Below are 16,741 nucleotides of genomic sequence, written 5' to 3'. Positions count from 1 at the left end.
TTGACCAGTGGCTTCTTTTAGCGCCAGACACCTTTCGTATCAACAACCCATTGCTGAGTAATATGCGCAGCTTCAACACGGCGGAACGCATGATGATCAACCAGCATCACCAGGATATCAGCCTCTTGCAGCGCCTGCGCCGTTGAAACCAAGGTAGCCTGCGTCGCTAAACTCTCGGGGATCTGCTGAATATGTGGCTCTGTCACCCACGTACGGCCCTGATGCCAGTCGGCAATCAGATGCACCACTTCCATGGCCGGGCTTTCACGCAGGTCATCAATATTCGGTTTAAACGCCAGCCCGAAGCAGGCAATGGTCAGATCGCTGGCACGTTTTCCGGTCTGCATCAGGCAATCTGCCAGCGCCTTTTTTACCTGATCCAGAACCCAGTGCGGCTTGGCATCATTCACTTCGCGGGCGGTACGGATCAGGCGCGCTAAGTCAGGGTTTTGCGCCACAATAAACCAGGGATCAACGGCGATGCAGTGCCCGCCGACGCCGGGGCCTGGCTGCAGGATATTGACGCGTGGATGGCGGTTTGCCAGGGCAATAAGCTCCCAGACGTTAATCTGCTGCGCAGCGCAAATCAGTGACAGCTCATTGGCAAAGGCGATGTTCACATCGCGGAAGCTGTTTTCTGTCAGCTTGCACATTTCAGCGGTACGGGCATTTGTCTCGACGCATTCGCCCTGTAAAAAAATACGATACAACGCACTTGCGCGGGCAGAACAGGCCGGCGTCATGCCGCCAATCACGCGATCGTTACTGATCAACTCCACCATGACCTGGCCAGGCAAAACGCGCTCGGGACAGTAGGCAATGAAAATATCCGGATCATCGCCGTGCTGTGGAAAACGCAAATCAGGACGTGCTGCCGCCAGCCAGTCGGCTAGCTGCTCTGTACTACCCACTGGCGAGGTCGATTCCAGAATAACCAGATCGCCTTTTTTCAGTACCGGCGCAACAGATGCGGCGGCAGCGCGAACGAAACGTAAGTCGGGTTGACGTTCCGCCATAAACGGCGTGGGCACGGCGATCAGAAAGGCATCTGCCGCTTCTGGTTGCGTCGTTGCGCGTAAATCACCACGCGCGACCGCAGCCTGAACCACCAGATCTAAGTCGGGTTCGACAATATGAATAGCACCACGGTTGATGGTATCAACGGCGTGAGCATTAATATCGACGCCCACGACTTTCTTTCCCTTTGAGGCAAAAACGGCTGCAGTTGGCAGCCCAATGTAACCCAGTCCAATAACGGAAATGGTTTCAAAACTCATAAGTTGGCTCTGTTATCTTTTAAAGCTTGTAAAATTCGCCCGCAGGCATTGCCATCCCCATAGGGATTATGGGCGCGGCTCATGGTCTGCCAGGCCTCGTCATCATTAAGTAATGCACTGACTTCAGAAACAATTTTTGCCGTATCCGTGCCCACCAGCTTTACCGTTCCCGCGTCGACAGCTTCTGGACGCTCGGTGGTTTCGCGCATCACCAAAACGGGTTTACCCAGCGAGGGTGCCTCTTCCTGAATACCGCCAGAATCGGTGAGGATCAGCCAGGCGCGGTTCATTAACCAGACAAACGGCAAATACTCCTGCGGTTCAATCAGCACGATATTGTCAATACCGCGCAGAATGCGGTTAACAGGTTCATGCACATTGGGATTGAGATGCACCGGATAGACGATTTGTGCATGAGGATGCTGGCGCGCAATCTGGGCCAGCGCGCTGCAGATGCGTTCAAAACCCTCACCAAAACTTTCACGGCGATGACCTGTGACCAGAACCAGCTTTTTGCTTTCATCAAGAAACGGATAACGTGCCGTCAGTTGCGCATTAATCTCGTTATCGTCCAGTACCCGATCACGTACCCACAGCAGGGCATCAATAACCGTATTGCCGGTTACCACAATGCTGTCGTCGGCCAGGTTTTCATCAAGCAGGTTCTGTCGGGAACGCAGTGTGGGCGTAAAATGCAAACGGGCCAGATGACCTGTCAGCTTACGATTACCTTCTTCCGGCCATGGCGATGCCAGATCGCCCGTGCGTAAACCGGCTTCAACGTGACCCACGGGAATTTGCTGATAGAACGCCGCCAGACTGGCCGCGAGCGTGGTGGTGGTATCACCATGGACCAGCACAATGTCGGGCTTGAAGTCGAGTAGAACAGTGTGCATCCCTTGCAAAATACGGCAGGTTATTTCCGTTAACCCCTGCTCGGGTCGCATAACATTGAGATCGTAGTCAGGCTGCAGCTGAAATAAGCTCAGCACCTGATCGAGCATTTCACGGTGCTGAGCGGTGACACACAGCCGGGATTCAAAAGCAGGGTCCTGCGCCAGCGCTTGCACAAGTGGCGCCATCTTAATGGCTTCAGGTCGGGTGCCAAAAACTGTCAGAACTTTCACACTGTTTCTCTCAATCTTGTGTATCTGACATCGGGCGCTGACGACGCGCCAGCGCCACGCCCGCACCAACCAGTGCCCCTACCGCGCCCCACATCACCATCATAAATACCCGGCGGGGGCTGTCGCGTGAAACCGGCTCTTCCGGCGTACGCAAATAACGGTAAGTCTGGAATTTGTTGTTTAGTGTGGGTCCGGCATCCAGTGTCGTCAGCATCGCTTTATTTTGATCGTAACTTATGTCAAAGCTCGGCCCCGTGGCGCGCAGGGTTTCTAACTGTCCCTGCAATAACGGTTGGCCGATTAAAAACAGATCGCTGTCAGCAAGATTCTCACTCACTTCACGCGTCTGCTTTTCGTTAATGCCCTGTTCGCTGGCAATTTTCAGCGCCTGTTCCAGGCGATGTTGCCGACGTTGAAACACGGCATTAGCGACATCCTCCTGACGTTTGACCTGCGCTTTAAGTTGACCCTCTCGCGCTTGCCACGCGCCTTTTAACTCCGCGTTAAGATGGCGCGCGGCGCGCTCACTGGCATAGGCAATATACTGGCGCAGTAGATTGTTGGCATCACTGGCAGTTTCTGCTTTTAACTTGACGCTGTCGAAGGTATTACGTGCGGTATCCGCGGGCGTAAACTGGATGTTATCAATCATATCGTCCAGCAGGGCAGCATCATTATGGGCGTTGCCGCTTTTACGGCTTTTATAATAATCAGTTTGCTGCCAGAACTCCCGGCGGGTATCCCAGGATGAGAGCTGCATCAGGAACTCCCGATACACGTCGTCCATGACGGTAGGTAACGGGCTATTTAACGTCAGCGCGTTACTGCGCATATCCAGATTATTGAGAAACTGTTGCTGGGAATAGTAGGAACCCAGCATATTCACCGTTGGCCGCCCCGTTATCGCGGTGGTGCTCCAGACCTGTTTCATCAGTAACGTCGCTATCCAGGCTATCAATGCAAACAGCACCGCACAGCCGACTATCCAGCGTTTTCCACGCCATAAGCGACAGCCCAGGCCGCGAATATCCAGTTCGTTCTCCACAACGTTAGCGCGCATCAGAGCGTCATCCTTTGTTAAGTCTTATCAGGGTTCATTTTTCTTAGTATTACTAAAATTATTTAGGCGGCGTTTAAATCGCCTGACCTTTCTCGCGACACGCCACGCATGTTTCAAACAATAGCCGTACCCCATGAAGGCTATCAGGAACAGTATCAACATCACCCATTCAGGAATAAAGGCAAGGTATTCACCTAAAACACCGATTCCTGCAAGCAAAGCAGCAGCAGCGGTAATCAATACGAAAGCCTGACGAGGAGTAAAACCCGCGCGCATTATCAAATGATGAATATGCTGGCGATCAGCGGAGAAAGGACTCATTCCTTTACGCAATCGGCGGTACATAATCGCGACCATGTCCATCAGAGGAATGGCAATCAGCCATAATGCTGTGACCGGTGTGATGGGATGGCTCAACCCCTGGGTGGTTTCCAGCAAAATCCAGATGATCGTAAAACCAATCATCGTGCTGCCGGCATCGCCCATAAACACTTTGAAACGCCGCCCCAGGAAACCAAGGTTCAGTAAAATATAGGGCATCGTGGCAGCTATCATAGCAAAGCACCACATTGCGAGGCTGTGCTGCCCATCCAGATAAAGGATGATCCCCATTGCTGCAAACGTCACCGTTGAAAGGCCGCCCAGGAGCCCGTCAATACCGTCGACCATATTGAAAGCGTTAATAGCTGCCCAGACTGCAAAAAGTGTCAAGACATAACCAAAGGGGCCAACTGTTAACTCGACCGGACCGATAATAAATCCCAGACTCAGCAAATAGAGCTTGGCGCAAAACATCATCACCAAAGCCACAATACCTTGCACTGTCGCCCGAATTTTCACACTGATATCGAATCGGTCGTCAAGCGCACCAACGAATACCAGTACCCCCGCACAAGCCAGGTAAAGCTTAGCGTGCGGCAAGTAATAATCTGTAATGAAGAAGGCGAAACAGATTCCTGCATAAACAGAGATTCCGCCAACGAGTGGAATGACGCCATGGTGACGCTTTCGAAGATTTGGCTTGTCTACCAATCCAATTTTTTCGGCCACTTTGCGAGCAAGGAAAAGAAACACCAAGGAAAAGATAAAAACTAAACCAAGCTCAGTACTCATAGTGAGTAAATTCACGTTAAACGCTCTCAGCTATCATCCTGGAACTCACAATACGCTAAAGATCGCGCATATCACTGTTCCAGATTCCGAATTCGGCATGAAGAGGTGCACGAACGGTTAAACGTCCACCACTTCCACCGTCATTATTATTACGCTTGCCAGGATTCAATCCTATAGCCCGGAAATGAAAAACGCCACGTCAGAACGTGGCGTCAGGGCTATTTTATGATCATTTAAAGCAAAAAAACGCCATCATGGTTGGATGACGCCTTAAAGGATCAAGAACGCTTCATCATGTCGAAGAATTCATCGTTGGTTTTGGTCATGGCCAACTTGTTAATCAGGAACTCCATCGCGTCGATTTCACCCATTGGATGAATGATCTTACGCAGGATCCACATTTTCTGCAGTTCTTCCTGAGAGGTTAGCAGCTCTTCTTTACGTGTACCGGAGCGGTTGTAATCAATCGCCGGGAAGACACGTTTTTCAGCAATTTTACGCGCGAGATGCAGTTCCATGTTACCGGTACCTTTAAACTCTTCGTAAATCACTTCATCCATCTTCGAACCCGTATCCACCAGGGCCGTCGCAATGATGGTCAGGCTTCCGCCCTCTTCCACATTACGTGCCGCACCGAAGAAACGCTTAGGACGATGCAGGGCGTTGGCGTCCACACCACCGGTTAAGACTTTACCGGAAGCCGGGACAACGGTGTTGTAGGCACGGGCCAGACGCGTGATGGAGTCGAGTAAAATGATGACGTCTTTTTTATGTTCAACCAGGCGCTTGGCCTTTTCGATCACCATCTCGGCCACCTGAACGTGACGCGAAGCCGGTTCGTCGAAGGTAGAAGCAATAACTTCACCTTTAACCAGGCGTTGCATCTCGGTGACTTCTTCCGGACGTTCATCGATCAGCAGCACCATCAGCACGCAGTCGGGATGGTTGTAGGCAATGCTTTGCGCGATGTTCTGCAGCAGCATCGTTTTACCGGCTTTTGGCGGTGCCACAATCAAACCACGCTGGCCACGACCAATCGGTGACGCCAGATCCAGTACGCGAGCGGTTAAGTCTTCAGTAGAGCCATTACCCCGCTCCATACGCAGACGACTGTTAGCGTGCAGCGGCGTGAGGTTTTCGAACAGAATCTTGTTACGCGAGTTCTCTGGTTTGTCGTAGTTAACTTCGTTAACTTTCAGCAGGGCAAAGTAGCGTTCACCTTCTTTAGGTGGACGGATTTTGCCGGCGATGGTGTCACCAGTGCGGAGGTTAAAGCGGCGAATTTGGCTGGGAGAAACGTAGATATCATCAGGACCGGCGAGGTAGGAGCTGTCTCCAGAGCGGAGGAATCCAAATCCATCCTGCAATATCTCCAGCACACCATCACCGAAGATGTCCTCGCCGCTTTTCGCGTGCTGCTTCAGGATTGAGAAAATAATGTCCTGCTTGCGCATACGAGCCTGATTTTCCAGCCCCATATTCTCGCCGAGGGTAATCAGCTCAGAAACCGGCGTATTCTTTAATTCGGTAAGATTCATATTGATGGGTTCTTAAACTCGGGGTAATACTCGAAATGTTTGTCGTGAATGGTATGGCAGTTAATCCATGCCTGTTCTGTTAATGACTTTTTTCAACTCTTCTCAACGATCATCGTCTTGAATAATGACTGGGAGCGAGGAGACGGTCGACTTAGTCAGAGTAGAGCTAGTCGTTAGATTGCTAAACCGCTGGTAGGTACAGTATGACAGGGTCTAACAAGAGAAAACTTTGAATGCTAACTACAAGGTATGTTCATAGTGCAGTGAAAATAAGTTAGCACGCTTGAAAGCGAACGTCCAGCAGCAGGCAAAAATTTAACCACTGCCGGACGTTCTGCCTGATTACGCCAGGTTGGCGTTCAGGAACTCTTTTAATTGACCTTTGGACAATGCGCCCACTTTCGTTGCAGCGACTTCACCGTTTTTAAACAGCAGCAGCGTAGGAATACCGCGGATGCCGTATTTCGGCGCAGTACCTGGGTTATCGTCAATATTCAGCTTAGCGATGGTCAGTTTGCCATCATACTCTTCTGCAACTTCATCAAGGATGGGCGCGATCATTTTACAAGGACCACACCATTCAGCCCAGAAATCTACCAGTGTAACGCCGTCGGCTTTTAGCACGTCGGTGTCGAAACTGTCATCGGTCAGATGAACGATTTTATCGCTGCTCATGTTTTACTCCACAAGATTGTGCCTGGCGAATTGGCGTAATATAAACCAATGTTGGTTGACTTTATTTCATCGGATACGCTTTCGTAAAGCGATAGTAAGCTGATATTCTACCACACTATGAGCAAAACACACTTAACTGAACAGAAGTTTTCCGACTTCGCCCTGCACCCTCTGGTGGTGGAAGCCCTTGATACTAAAGGGTTTTATAACTGCACGCCTATCCAGGCGTTAGCACTGCCATTTACGCTTTCAGGGCGTGATGTCGCAGGTCAGGCGCAAACCGGTACCGGCAAAACGATGGCGTTTTTAACGTCAACGTTTCATCATCTTCTCTCTCACCCTGCTCCAGAGGGCCGCCAGGTTAACCAACCGCGCGCCTTAATTCTGGCACCGACACGTGAACTTGCAGTGCAAATTCACGCCGATGCGGAACCTCTGGCGGCATCGACCGGCCTTAAATTAGGTCTGGCTTACGGTGGCGATGGCTACGACAAACAGTTAAAAGTGCTGGAACAAGGTGTCGACATTCTGGTGGGCACCACCGGCCGTTTAATTGACTATGCCAAGCAGAATCACGTCAACCTTGGTGCCATTCAGGTCATGGTGCTGGACGAAGCCGATCGCATGTTCGATCTCGGCTTTATAAAAGATATCCGTTGGTTGTTCCGCCGCATGCCTGCCGCGACCCAACGCCTGAGCATGCTTTTCTCTGCCACGCTTTCTTACCGCGTGCGTGAACTGGCATTCGAGCACATGAACAGTGCCGAATACGTTGAAGTTGAGCCTGAACAAAAAACCGGTCATCGCATCAAAGAAGAGCTTTTCTATCCGTCAAACGAAGAGAAAATGCGCTTGCTGCAGACGCTGGTGGAAGAAGAGTGGCCCGACAGAGCAATCATTTTCGCTAACACCAAGCACCGTTGCGAAGACATCTGGGGCCATCTGGCTGCAGACGGTCATCGGGTCGGGTTGCTGACCGGCGACGTGGCGCAGAAGAAACGTTTACGTATCCTGGATGACTTCACGAAAGGTGATATTGATATCCTGGTGGCAACTGATGTGGCAGCACGCGGCCTGCATATTCCCGCCGTTACCCACGTGTTTAACTACGATCTGCCTGACGACCGCGAAGACTATGTTCATCGCATTGGCCGTACTGGCCGTGCGGGCGCAAGCGGTCACTCTATCAGCCTGGCGTGCGAAGAGTACGCGTTAAATCTGCCCGGCATTGAAGAGTACATTGGTCACAGTATCCCGGTGAGCAAGTACAACAGCGATGCGCTGTTAAGTGAATTACCGCCACCGAAACGTCTGACGCGTAGTCGTTCAGGCAACGGTCAGCGTCGTGGAGGCAACAACACCGGCCGCCGCGGTGCACCACGTCATAACAACCGTAAACGTTCGGGTTAAGTTGACCATGCTAAGCGCATCGACTCTCTATGCTGCCATTGATTTAGGTTCTAACAGCTTTCACATGCTGGTAGTCAGCGAAGTGTCGGGAAGTATTCAGACCATCGCTAAAATCAAACGCAAGGTGCGCCTGGCCGCTGGCCTGGATAAATCGAATTGTCTGTCCGCCGACGCCATGGCTCGCGGCTGGCAATGTCTGCGGCTTTTCTCTGAACAGCTTCAGGATATTCCCCCCGATCAGATTCGGGTGGTAGCAACCGCCACGCTGCGTATCGCGGCGAATGCGCAGGAATTCCTTGATAAGGCACAGCAGATTCTGGGTTGCGCCATCAATGTGATTAGTGGCGAAGAAGAAGCGCGTCTGATTTATCAGGGCGTGGCGCATACCACCGGGGGTTCTGATCAACGCCTGGTGGTAGACATTGGCGGTGGCAGCACAGAGTTAGCCACTGGCGATGGTTCGCATGCCAATGTGCTGTATAGTCTGCAAATGGGCTGTGTCACCTGGCTGGAGCGTTTCTTTGGCGATCGCCACCTGGCTAAAGAAAATTTTGACCAGGCAGAAGAAGCAGCCAAAGCGATGCTAAAACCTGTTACCACAGAACTGCGCAAACAGAGTTGGGAGGTTTGCGTTGGTGCTTCTGGAACGGTTCAGGCCCTCCAGGAAATCATGGTGGCCCAGGGCATGGATGAGCGCATCACCCTGAGCAAGCTGCAACAGTTAAAGCAGCGCGCTATTCAGTGTGGCAAACTCGAAGAGCTTGAAATTGAAGGCCTGACGCTGGAACGCGCGTTAGTGTTCCCCAGTGGGCTTTCCATTCTTATTGCCATCTTCCAGGAACTCAATATTGACAGCATGACCCTGGCCGGTGGCGCGCTTCGCGAAGGTCTGGTGTACGGTATGCTGCATCTGCCTGTTGATCGCGACATTCGCAGCCGCACGCTGCAAAATGTGCAGCGCCGTTTCAATATTGATGTCTGTCAGGCCGACCGGGTACGCCAGCTGGCGGAAAGCTTTTTTCGTCAGGTGAGTGTTAGCTGGAAGCTAGACCAGCGCTGTCGGGAGCTACTGCTTAGTGCCTGTACGATTCACGAAATCGGACTGAGTGTCGATTTTCGTCAGGCCCCGCAGCACGCGGCCTATCTGGTTCGCCATCTCGACCTTCCGGGTTTTACACCGGCGCAGAAAAAGCTGCTTGCCTGCTTACTGCAAAATCAAAGTGGCAGCATCGACCTTGCTCTACTGACGCAACAAAATGCCCTACCACCGCGTCTGGCCGAGCGTTTGTGTCGTCTGCTGCGACTGTCCATTATCTTCTCCACTCGCCGTCGTGATGACACCTTACCCGCCGTTCGTATGCAGGCAGATGATGAAGCCTTGCATGTCACGCTACCGGCAGGCTGGCTGGACGTCCATCCGCTGCGGGCCGAGCTGCTTGAACAGGAAAGCCATTATCAGTCCTATGTCCACTGGTCTTTGACGCTTTCCTGACCCCGCTTACCTCATCCGCTCAGCGACTGATTAGCTCTTTTTCGCCTTTTCCAGCATTGCACGCAATCCGGCCACGCGACTCTGGCCGGTTTTCATGCGCTCTTCTGCACTCACCACTTTCCGCTCGGTTTCCCAGATCACATCGTCCTGCGGCAGTTCCAGCAAAAAGCGGCTGGGCTCGGGACGAACCAGTTCGCCATACTGACGGCGCTCCCGGCATAAGGTAAACGTCAGCTCTTTCTGCGCGCGGGTGATGCCGACATACGCCAGACGGCGTTCTTCCTCAATGTTATTTTCATCGATGCTGCTCTGGTGCGGTAGCAGCCCTTCTTCCATGCCAACCAGGAAAACGTAGGGAAACTCCAGCCCTTTAGAGGCGTGAAGCGTCATGAGCTGCACCTGATCGAGCTCTTCGTCGCTCTCACCGCGTTCCATCATGTCGCGCAGCGTGAAGCGCGTGACAACCTGGGCCAGCGTCATGGGCTCATCCAGATCGCTACCTTCCAGCATTTCCGTCATCCACTGAAACAGGGTATTGACGTTTTTCATGCGCATTTCGGCAGCTTTAGGGCTGCCCGACGTTTCAAACAGCCAGCTTTCGTAATCGATGCCGCGTATTAAATCGCGCACGGCATTAACCGGCTCACGTTCGCTGAGCTGGATAATGTCATTGAGCCAATGCGTAAAACGCTGCAAATGTTCGAGCCCACGCCCGGTCAGCGTTTGTCCCAGACCGACATCAAAACTGGCATTAAACAGGCTTTTGTTACGTACATTGGCCCACTCGCCCAGCTTTTGCAGCGTTGCCGGACCAATTTCGCGCCGTGGTGTATTCACAATGCGCAAAAAAGCACTGTCATCATCGGGATTCGTCAGCACTCGCAGGTATGCCAGCAGGTCCTTGATCTCGGGACGCGAGAAAAAGGAGGTCCCGCCGGAAATGCGGTAAGGGATGCGGTTCTGCATCAAGAATTTTTCAAACACGCGGGATTGATGGTTACCGCGGTACAGGATGGCGTAATCTTTATACTGGGTTTTATTGATAAAGTGATGGGCGATCAGTTCGCCCGTCACCCGTTCTGCTTCGTGCTCTTCGCTGTTCGCGCTGAGGACCTTGAGTTCACTGCCCAGACCCAGTTCAGAAAACAGACGTTTCTCAAACACATGCGGATTATTGGCGATCAGGATATTCGCCGCTTTAAGGATACGTTGTGAAGAACGGTAGTTTTGCTCAAGCTTAACCACTTCCAGCGCCGGGAAATCCTCATTAAGCAGGACCAGATTTTGCGGGCGCGCACCGCGCCAGGAGTAAATAGACTGATCGTCATCCCCTACGACGGTGAAACGCGCCCGGGCACCGACCAGCAGCTTGACCAGTTCATACTGACTGGTGTTCGTATCCTGGTACTCATCCACCAACAGGTAACGAATTCGTTGTTGCCAGCGCTCGCGGACGTCCTGATTACGCTGTAGCAGAAGCGTCGGTAACAGAATTAAGTCGTCAAAATCCAGCACGTTACAGGATTTAAGATGCCGATCGTAAAGTGCATAGCAGTGGGCAAAGAGGTTATCGCGCTCTGAGCGGGCTAATGCTGCCGCTTTCGGCGGATCGACCAGATCGTTTTTCCAGTTAGAAATGGTGGAAATCAGCTGCTGCAGTAATGTCTTATCCTCTTGCAGCCATTCGCTGGTCAGATCTTTGAGCAACGCCAGTTGATCCTGATCGTCGAACAGGGAAAAGTTGGACTTCATCCCCAGCGCCACATATTCGCGCTTGATAATCTCCAGCCCCAGCGTGTGAAACGTGGAGATCATCAGGCCGCGTGCCTCTTTGCGTCCCAGCGTTTGCGCCACGCGCTCTTTCATTTCGCGCGAGGCTTTATTGGTGAAAGTGACAGCAGCAATATGGCGAGCCTGATAGCCACATTCACGAATCAGATGCGCGATTTTATTGGTGATCACGCGGGTTTTCCCCGAGCCTGCACCCGCCAGAACCAGACAGGGACCGGTAACAAATTCGACGGCTCGTTGTTGGCTGGAGTTTAAACGCATAGGGAATCGCTCTGTTGAAATAGAAGACCGATTTCGAACCGCAGTGAGGGCGGTAGCCCGTCAGCACTGACTCAATGAATATGCGCCGTTAACACATCTGCGATTTGAAAAGACAGGTTTATAATGGGGGACGATTATACACAACAGAGACATCATCATGGCGAAAACTGCCGCGGCTTTACATATTCTGGTGAAACACGAGGCGCAGGCGACTGCCCTGCTGGAAAAACTGCAAAAAGGCGAAAATTTCCAGCAACTTGCCCGCAAACATTCGCTCTGTCCCTCTGGCCGGAACGGGGGTGATTTGGGAGAGTTCCGTCGGGGGAAAATGGTCGCGGCCTTTGATAAAGCGGCGTTCACCTGCCCGTTGTTACAACCTTTTGGGCCGGTGAAAACCGCTTTTGGTTACCACATTATAAAAGTGCTCTATCGTAACTGATCACTTCTTCTTCATTTGCTGCAGTACCCGGCTGCACTGGTTATCGTCCGTATCACTGGGCGAAATCAGCGCCAGGAGCGCCGCTGCGGGCCCGACGACGGCACCCAGCGCTACCGCCGCCGCACCGCGTGCCAGTAAGGGACCAGTCTTCACGCCGGCATCCGGATTTTTGAACGTGCCGCGAACGTACAAAGGAGAGCGTAAGGTCACGACGCGAATACCTTTACTCTCTGGATTAACAGAAAGATCCAGGCGTTCATTGGCGAAGTTTGCAGTTCCTGTCACGTTGATGACGGCATTTTCCGTATCAAACACAAACAGTCCTGGCGTGGCCAGACCATTTTGCAGCTTAAGATCGGTTGCCGCGCAGTTAATACGGACCTCATCGTCACCAAACAGCTTGCCGACCAGATAATTACCAACGTTTAATCCCGCGATTTCCATCAGATTGCGGCTGATCAGCCCGTCGTTCATCAGCAGTTTTAACTGACCATTACTGGTAGCCAGCAGGTCAGCAACGGAATTACCGGTGCCGGTTAAGCTGGCATCACCGTTCAGTTGTCCCTGGCTGTTCTGCATTGCCTGCACATTGGGAAACAGCTGGCGCAGACGAAGTTTGCGGGCATGAATATCAGCCCGGCCCCGCATGGGCGAGCGATCGCCTTCCAGCCGAATCGTACTGTTGAGGTTACCGCCAGCCATGCCGAAACGTAGCGGATCAAGCAGCAAATTACCGTTATCCAGCTGTAAATGGGTATAAAGATCGCTTAATGGCAGCGAATTGCTGTGTTCGATACGTTTGCCGCTAAACTTCACATCCGCATCCATGACGTTCCAGTTTTTAGTATCAAACTTGTCGTGAGGCAGGACACGATCGGCAGGCTGCGTGGTTTTTTCACCGCGTTTCGCCTTGGCCAGTGCGGTTTTCTCGCTGCCCTTACCAGAATCAACCCCGATTAGCGGGCCTAAATCCGCCATGCGTAATTGATCCGAGCGGAGTTCACCCACCAGTTTTGGTCGCGGCTTGCCCTGGCTGTAGGTCAGGGAACCGTGGATATCGCTGTCGCCAATATGACCATTAAACCCCTGGTAACGGAAAACCCCGCCCTCTTTCCCCGTAAATTTAGCGATAAGGCGACCATCGGTTTCATAAGGCGGCGTATCAGGTAATAAAACGCCAGTCAGGCCATACAGATTCGCCAACGTATCACCCGAAAAACGCAGGCGCACATCCAGTCCACCCAGATTCAGTGGGTCCTGCACACCGCCAGTCAACTGAACGCGCGTACTGCCGTTATGCACGTCTGCCTGTACCGGGAAAGGCGTTGTCTGGCTGCGCAGGGATAACATGCCGCCGATCTTGCCCTCACCCGTGAGTTTTTCATTGTTGTAGCTGCCCGTTGCCTGCCAGCCAAAGACAAAATCACCTGCCCCTTTTTGTCTGTCGTCACCGCCCGCGATTTGCGAATAAGGCACAGGCTTACCCAGTGGGTTGACGTTAAGCGTCACATCCGCCTTGTTAACGGCATCGCGATAAAGGATTTTCCCCTGATCAAACAGGATATTATCCAAACGGAATGACCAGGCCGATGGCGGCGACTTGTCGTCTTTGCTGTCGCTGTTCGCGAGGGTAAAGGTCCAGTTGTTTTTCTTATCCGCGGTTTGGATCAGACGCGCGTCCGGCTGCTGCAGCTTTATCCAGGGGATAAAAACCTCTTTATGCAGTAATGCCAGCGGCGCAAGTGTGGCGTCCACACGTTGCAAATGCACCATAGTGACATCGGGAATATCAGGGGGATTACCCAGCATAATGTCTTCGGCGTGCAGATGAGGCCAGGGTATCCAGGCACGCCATCCGGGTTCTTCACGGTTACGCTGCCATGCGATTCCCAAATCACCACGAATGGCAAAGGGCCGGTTAAGTTCCGCAGACACTTTCTGGTTAATTGTTGGTTTCAGGCGATTCCAGTCGAATGTTGCAATGACCACTACCACCACGACGATCAGCACGACTAAAATCCCGCCAATCCAGCTTACAGTTTTTCCGGCGCGTGACATTAGGCTTCCTCCCTGCTCTTTCACGGTCTCCGTTAAAGATAGTCGAGAGCGCGCGGGAAGGGATCAATCAAGTTGTACAGGCAGATGCTCCAGTTCGGAAAAAGGCGCCGGGCGTGAAAAAAAGTATCCCTGCGCTGCCATCGCGGGTGACGACTTAACCTGCTCCCACTCATGTTGCGTTTCGACGCCTTCAACGATCACGCCGTTGCAATAGCGATTGATCAACGACAGCAGCATGGGAAACAACACCTGGCCTTCATCTGACGCGCGTAACAGAATAAAAAGTTCACGTGACAGCTTGATGTAGTCGTATTTAAGCTCAGTTAATGCAGAGAAGTTCGCCATACCTGAGCCGAAATCATCCAGCCACAAGGGTCCCAGCTCGGGCATTTGCGCCACCATCTCTTCCTGAGGCAAGACATGATGCTCGGTCAGTTCAAAGCGCACCCAGGGTAAACGGGTAATCAGACTACGAATCGGCAAATGATGTTGTATTAATGACAATGAAGGGCCGTCAATATTCACTGAAGCCATGACGTTATTGCAGGCAAAAAAAGATTCCCACTGGGCGAGCAGCTCTAACTGCTCCTGCACAATATCAAGGCGTTGCGCGATTTCCAGCGCAGAAAAATAGGCTTCAGGAGACAGATTTTTCGTCGGTTCAGACGGATGTGTAACCGCCGTCAGCAGTTCAACCGCCAACAGTCGCCCTGAGACTTTATAGATAGGCTGAAAGGTATAGCGGCGTTGACACTGCTGCCAGAAGAGACGTTTTTTCTGCTGGGGATTGATGTCAGTTGAAGAAGGTAGCCATTGACTAATATTCTCCATAACCATGGTCTTTTCCTGGTTGATAGTAAGCGCCTTCATCTGGCGGCTCAGCGGTAATTATCGCTTAAGTTTCGATAACATAGTGAAAACCGGGCCACGTTGAAGCAACGAGTCTACGCCTCTTTTATTGCGACAATCGCCGAAACAAGCCGCTTTATCGGGTTAATTATCGCTTTACATCACCATAAATTAAATTAAAACGGCGTTTTAAAACGTTGACGACAACGCTGACAAACGCGAGACTGAAGCAAACGTTAACGACAGGCCTGAAACCATGACGCACATAAACATCGCCATTATGGGTGAATGCATGATTGAGCTATCCGAGAAAGGTGACAACATCAAACGCGGCTTTGGCGGTGACACGCTCAATACCGCTGTTTACCTTGCCCGGCAGGTCGATCAACACACTATCAAGGTGGATTACGTTACGGCGCTGGGGAACGATCCCTTTAGCGCACAAATGATTGCCAGCTGGCAGCAGGAAAACGTCAATACCGGACTGATTCAACGGCTTGAAAACAAAATGCCAGGCCTGTACATGATCCAAACCGATGAAGAGGGCGAACGCTCGTTCTGGTACTGGCGCAGCGATGCGGCGGCCCGATACTGGCTTGATGGCCCTGAGGCAAAAGCGATTTGTCAGCAGCTTGAGCATTACGACTATCTGTATCTCAGCGGTATCAGCCTTGCGATTCTGCCTGAGGAGAGCCGTGCAGCACTCATGCAGTTACTTGCAAACTGCCGCAAGAACGGGGGCAAGGTGATATTTGACAATAATTACCGGCCTCGCTTGTGGAAAGATAACGCCAGTACCCGCCAGGCCTATCAACAAATGCTTGAAAATACGGATATTGCTTTTCTGACGTTAGATGATGAGCATCTGTTATGGGGCAATCAGCCTGTGGAGGATGTCATTGCACGGGCGCGTCAGGCGGGCGTGAGTGAGATTGTTATCAAGCGCGGAGCAGAATCCTGTCTGATTGCCGTTGAAGGCCAGCCAGTAACCGAGGTTCCGTCAATCACGCTGGCGAAAGAAAAGATAATCGATACTACCGCGGCCGGCGATTCGTTCAGCGCGGGCTATCTGGCACAACGCCTTGTGGGCGCATCTGTTAAAGATGCCGCGTTGCGCGGTCATCTCACAGCCAGCACGGTTATTCAGTTTCGTGGGGCAATTATCCCGCGGGAAGCGATGCCCACGTAATCGCCGCGCATCGCCCAGGAGTGGAAGACCTTAAAAGCCTCATGAAGTGGCCAGGGAACATACTTCCGCGGTCCTGGGGGGCGATGACTGGGAGACTGGCTGGGCATCCTTCTGGCAATCTGGCGATCGGGACAGGCTGGTGATCGATGCAAGCCTATAGCACCGCAGTTCTGACTCAGCGGCGCCGGGCTTGCCAGTTGCACAACGCGAGCCGCGCAGGAACACATCACTTTCATTAAAGAAAAACGGGGGAAATATGTCTGCCGTTTCCGTCAGGGCAACATGAAACCCCCTGCATTTAGCTTAAGTCAGTCATCCCGTTTTATTCTTGCGCCATCCCGCCCTCGTCCGTTAATAACCGCTAATCTTAATTATTTTTTATTCCTTTAAAATTATCAGGTTAGCGCAATATCACTGATGCCAGGTATAGTCTGAATCTCGGCGTTTGCGCGGTTTTAAGTT

The 16,741-nt window shown here is 52.1% G+C and carries 13 protein-coding genes; 4 read left to right on the top strand and 9 right to left on the bottom strand.

All coding sequences use genetic code 11. The features are described 5' to 3' along the window. Positions 1–17: 17 nt before the first annotated feature. The 6 genes from wecC to trxA form a co-directional block, all read right to left on the bottom strand. Positions 18–1,277 (bottom strand): UDP-N-acetyl-D-mannosamine dehydrogenase, encoded by a 1,260-nt coding sequence (gene wecC / locus CMR03_RS24605; RefSeq protein ID WP_096012929.1) that lies wholly within the window; start codon positions 1,275–1,277, stop codon positions 18–20. Beyond that, positions 1,274–2,404: a non-hydrolyzing UDP-N-acetylglucosamine 2-epimerase gene (gene wecB / locus CMR03_RS24600; RefSeq protein WP_096012928.1), complete on the bottom strand. Its 1,131-nt coding sequence runs from the start codon at positions 2,402–2,404 to the stop codon at positions 1,274–1,276. The genes wecC and wecB overlap by 4 nt, the downstream gene beginning before the upstream one ends. Positions 2,405–2,414: 10 nt before the next feature. Then, complete coding sequence (gene wzzE / locus CMR03_RS24595) at positions 2,415–3,464, bottom strand: ECA polysaccharide chain length modulation protein (protein ID WP_063877885.1); 1,050 nt, start codon at positions 3,462–3,464, stop codon at positions 2,415–2,417. A 27-nt stretch (positions 3,465–3,491) separates the two neighbouring features. Beyond that, entirely contained in the window at positions 3,492–4,577 is a 1,086-nt protein-coding gene (wecA, locus tag CMR03_RS24590) for a UDP-N-acetylglucosamine--undecaprenyl-phosphate N-acetylglucosaminephosphotransferase (protein ID WP_063881071.1), read from the bottom strand. A gap of 278 nt (positions 4,578–4,855) precedes the next feature. After that, on the bottom strand, positions 4,856–6,115 hold the full coding sequence (rho, locus tag CMR03_RS24585; protein WP_063877884.1) for a transcription termination factor Rho: 1,260 nt from the start codon (positions 6,113–6,115) through the stop codon (positions 4,856–4,858). Between the two features lie 342 nt (positions 6,116–6,457). Further along, positions 6,458–6,790 (bottom strand): thioredoxin TrxA, encoded by a 333-nt coding sequence (gene trxA / locus CMR03_RS24580; RefSeq protein WP_003851963.1) that lies wholly within the window; start codon positions 6,788–6,790, stop codon positions 6,458–6,460. Positions 6,791–6,907: 117 nt separating this feature from the next. Here trxA and rhlB point away from each other — a divergent pair, with 117 nt between their 5' ends. Continuing rightward, positions 6,908–8,200, top strand: coding sequence for an ATP-dependent RNA helicase RhlB (rhlB, locus tag CMR03_RS24575; protein WP_063877883.1), 1,293 nt, complete (start codon positions 6,908–6,910; stop codon positions 8,198–8,200). Positions 8,201–8,207: 7 nt separating this feature from the next. Next, positions 8,208–9,692, top strand: a complete 1,485-nt coding sequence (gene gppA, locus CMR03_RS24570) for a guanosine-5'-triphosphate,3'-diphosphate diphosphatase (RefSeq protein ID WP_096012927.1) — start codon at positions 8,208–8,210, stop codon at positions 9,690–9,692. Positions 9,693–9,722: 30 nt separating this feature from the next. Here gppA and rep read toward each other — a convergent pair whose 3' ends face one another. Continuing rightward, positions 9,723–11,744, bottom strand: a complete 2,022-nt coding sequence (gene rep, locus CMR03_RS24565; RefSeq protein WP_063877881.1) for a DNA helicase Rep — start codon at positions 11,742–11,744, stop codon at positions 9,723–9,725. A gap of 157 nt (positions 11,745–11,901) precedes the next feature. On the opposite strand from rep, the gene ppiC reads away from it, so the two are divergent. Next, complete coding sequence (gene ppiC, locus CMR03_RS24560) at positions 11,902–12,183, top strand: peptidylprolyl isomerase PpiC (RefSeq protein ID WP_063877880.1); 282 nt, start codon at positions 11,902–11,904, stop codon at positions 12,181–12,183. Here ppiC and CMR03_RS24555 read toward each other — a convergent pair whose 3' ends face one another. Both CMR03_RS24555 and pdeH read right to left on the bottom strand, forming a co-directional pair. Further along, complete coding sequence (locus tag CMR03_RS24555; protein ID WP_096012926.1) at positions 12,184–14,241, bottom strand: AsmA family protein; 2,058 nt, start codon at positions 14,239–14,241, stop codon at positions 12,184–12,186. Positions 14,242–14,304: 63 nt separating this feature from the next. Beyond that, entirely contained in the window at positions 14,305–15,078 is a 774-nt protein-coding gene (gene pdeH / locus CMR03_RS24550; RefSeq protein ID WP_063877878.1) for a cyclic-guanylate-specific phosphodiesterase, read from the bottom strand. A 268-nt stretch (positions 15,079–15,346) separates the two neighbouring features. Between pdeH and kdgK the strand changes: the two genes are divergently transcribed. After that, the gene (gene kdgK / locus CMR03_RS24545) at positions 15,347–16,279 is read left to right on the top strand and encodes a 2-dehydro-3-deoxygluconokinase (protein WP_096012925.1); all 933 of its coding nucleotides are present in this window, start codon (positions 15,347–15,349) and stop codon (positions 16,277–16,279) included. Positions 16,280–16,741 lie beyond the last annotated feature (462 nt).

This window comes from Pantoea allii (assembly GCF_002307475.1).
GTDB lineage: Bacteria > Pseudomonadota > Gammaproteobacteria > Enterobacterales > Enterobacteriaceae > Pantoea > Pantoea allii.
Note: the sequence above shows the minus strand (reverse complement) of the source record. Positions and strands in the feature narration are given on the sequence as shown.

What these genes read in the sequence shown, in the direction of transcription:
- wecC (WP_096012929.1), bottom strand. Translation starts at nt 1,277, where the DNA reads ATGAGTTTTGAAACCATTTCCGTTATTGGACTGGGTTACATTGGGCTG.
- wzzE (WP_063877885.1), bottom strand. Translation starts at nt 3,464, where the DNA reads ATGCGCGCTAACGTTGTGGAGAACGAACTGGATATTCGCGGCCTGGGC.
- wecA (WP_063881071.1), bottom strand. Translation starts at nt 4,577, where the DNA reads ATGAGTACTGAGCTTGGTTTAGTTTTTATCTTTTCCTTGGTGTTTCTT.
- rho (WP_063877884.1), bottom strand. Translation starts at nt 6,115, where the DNA reads ATGAATCTTACCGAATTAAAGAATACGCCGGTTTCTGAGCTGATTACC.
- trxA (WP_003851963.1), bottom strand. Translation starts at nt 6,790, where the DNA reads ATGAGCAGCGATAAAATCGTTCATCTGACCGATGACAGTTTCGACACC.
- rhlB (WP_063877883.1), top strand. Translation starts at nt 6,908, where the DNA reads ATGAGCAAAACACACTTAACTGAACAGAAGTTTTCCGACTTCGCCCTG.
- gppA (WP_096012927.1), top strand. Translation starts at nt 8,208, where the DNA reads ATGCTAAGCGCATCGACTCTCTATGCTGCCATTGATTTAGGTTCTAAC.
- rep (WP_063877881.1), bottom strand. Translation starts at nt 11,744, where the DNA reads ATGCGTTTAAACTCCAGCCAACAACGAGCCGTCGAATTTGTTACCGGT.
- ppiC (WP_063877880.1), top strand. Translation starts at nt 11,902, where the DNA reads ATGGCGAAAACTGCCGCGGCTTTACATATTCTGGTGAAACACGAGGCG.
- CMR03_RS24555 (WP_096012926.1), bottom strand. Translation starts at nt 14,241, where the DNA reads ATGTCACGCGCCGGAAAAACTGTAAGCTGGATTGGCGGGATTTTAGTC.
- pdeH (WP_063877878.1), bottom strand. Translation starts at nt 15,078, where the DNA reads ATGGTTATGGAGAATATTAGTCAATGGCTACCTTCTTCAACTGACATC.
- kdgK (WP_096012925.1), top strand. Translation starts at nt 15,347, where the DNA reads ATGACGCACATAAACATCGCCATTATGGGTGAATGCATGATTGAGCTA.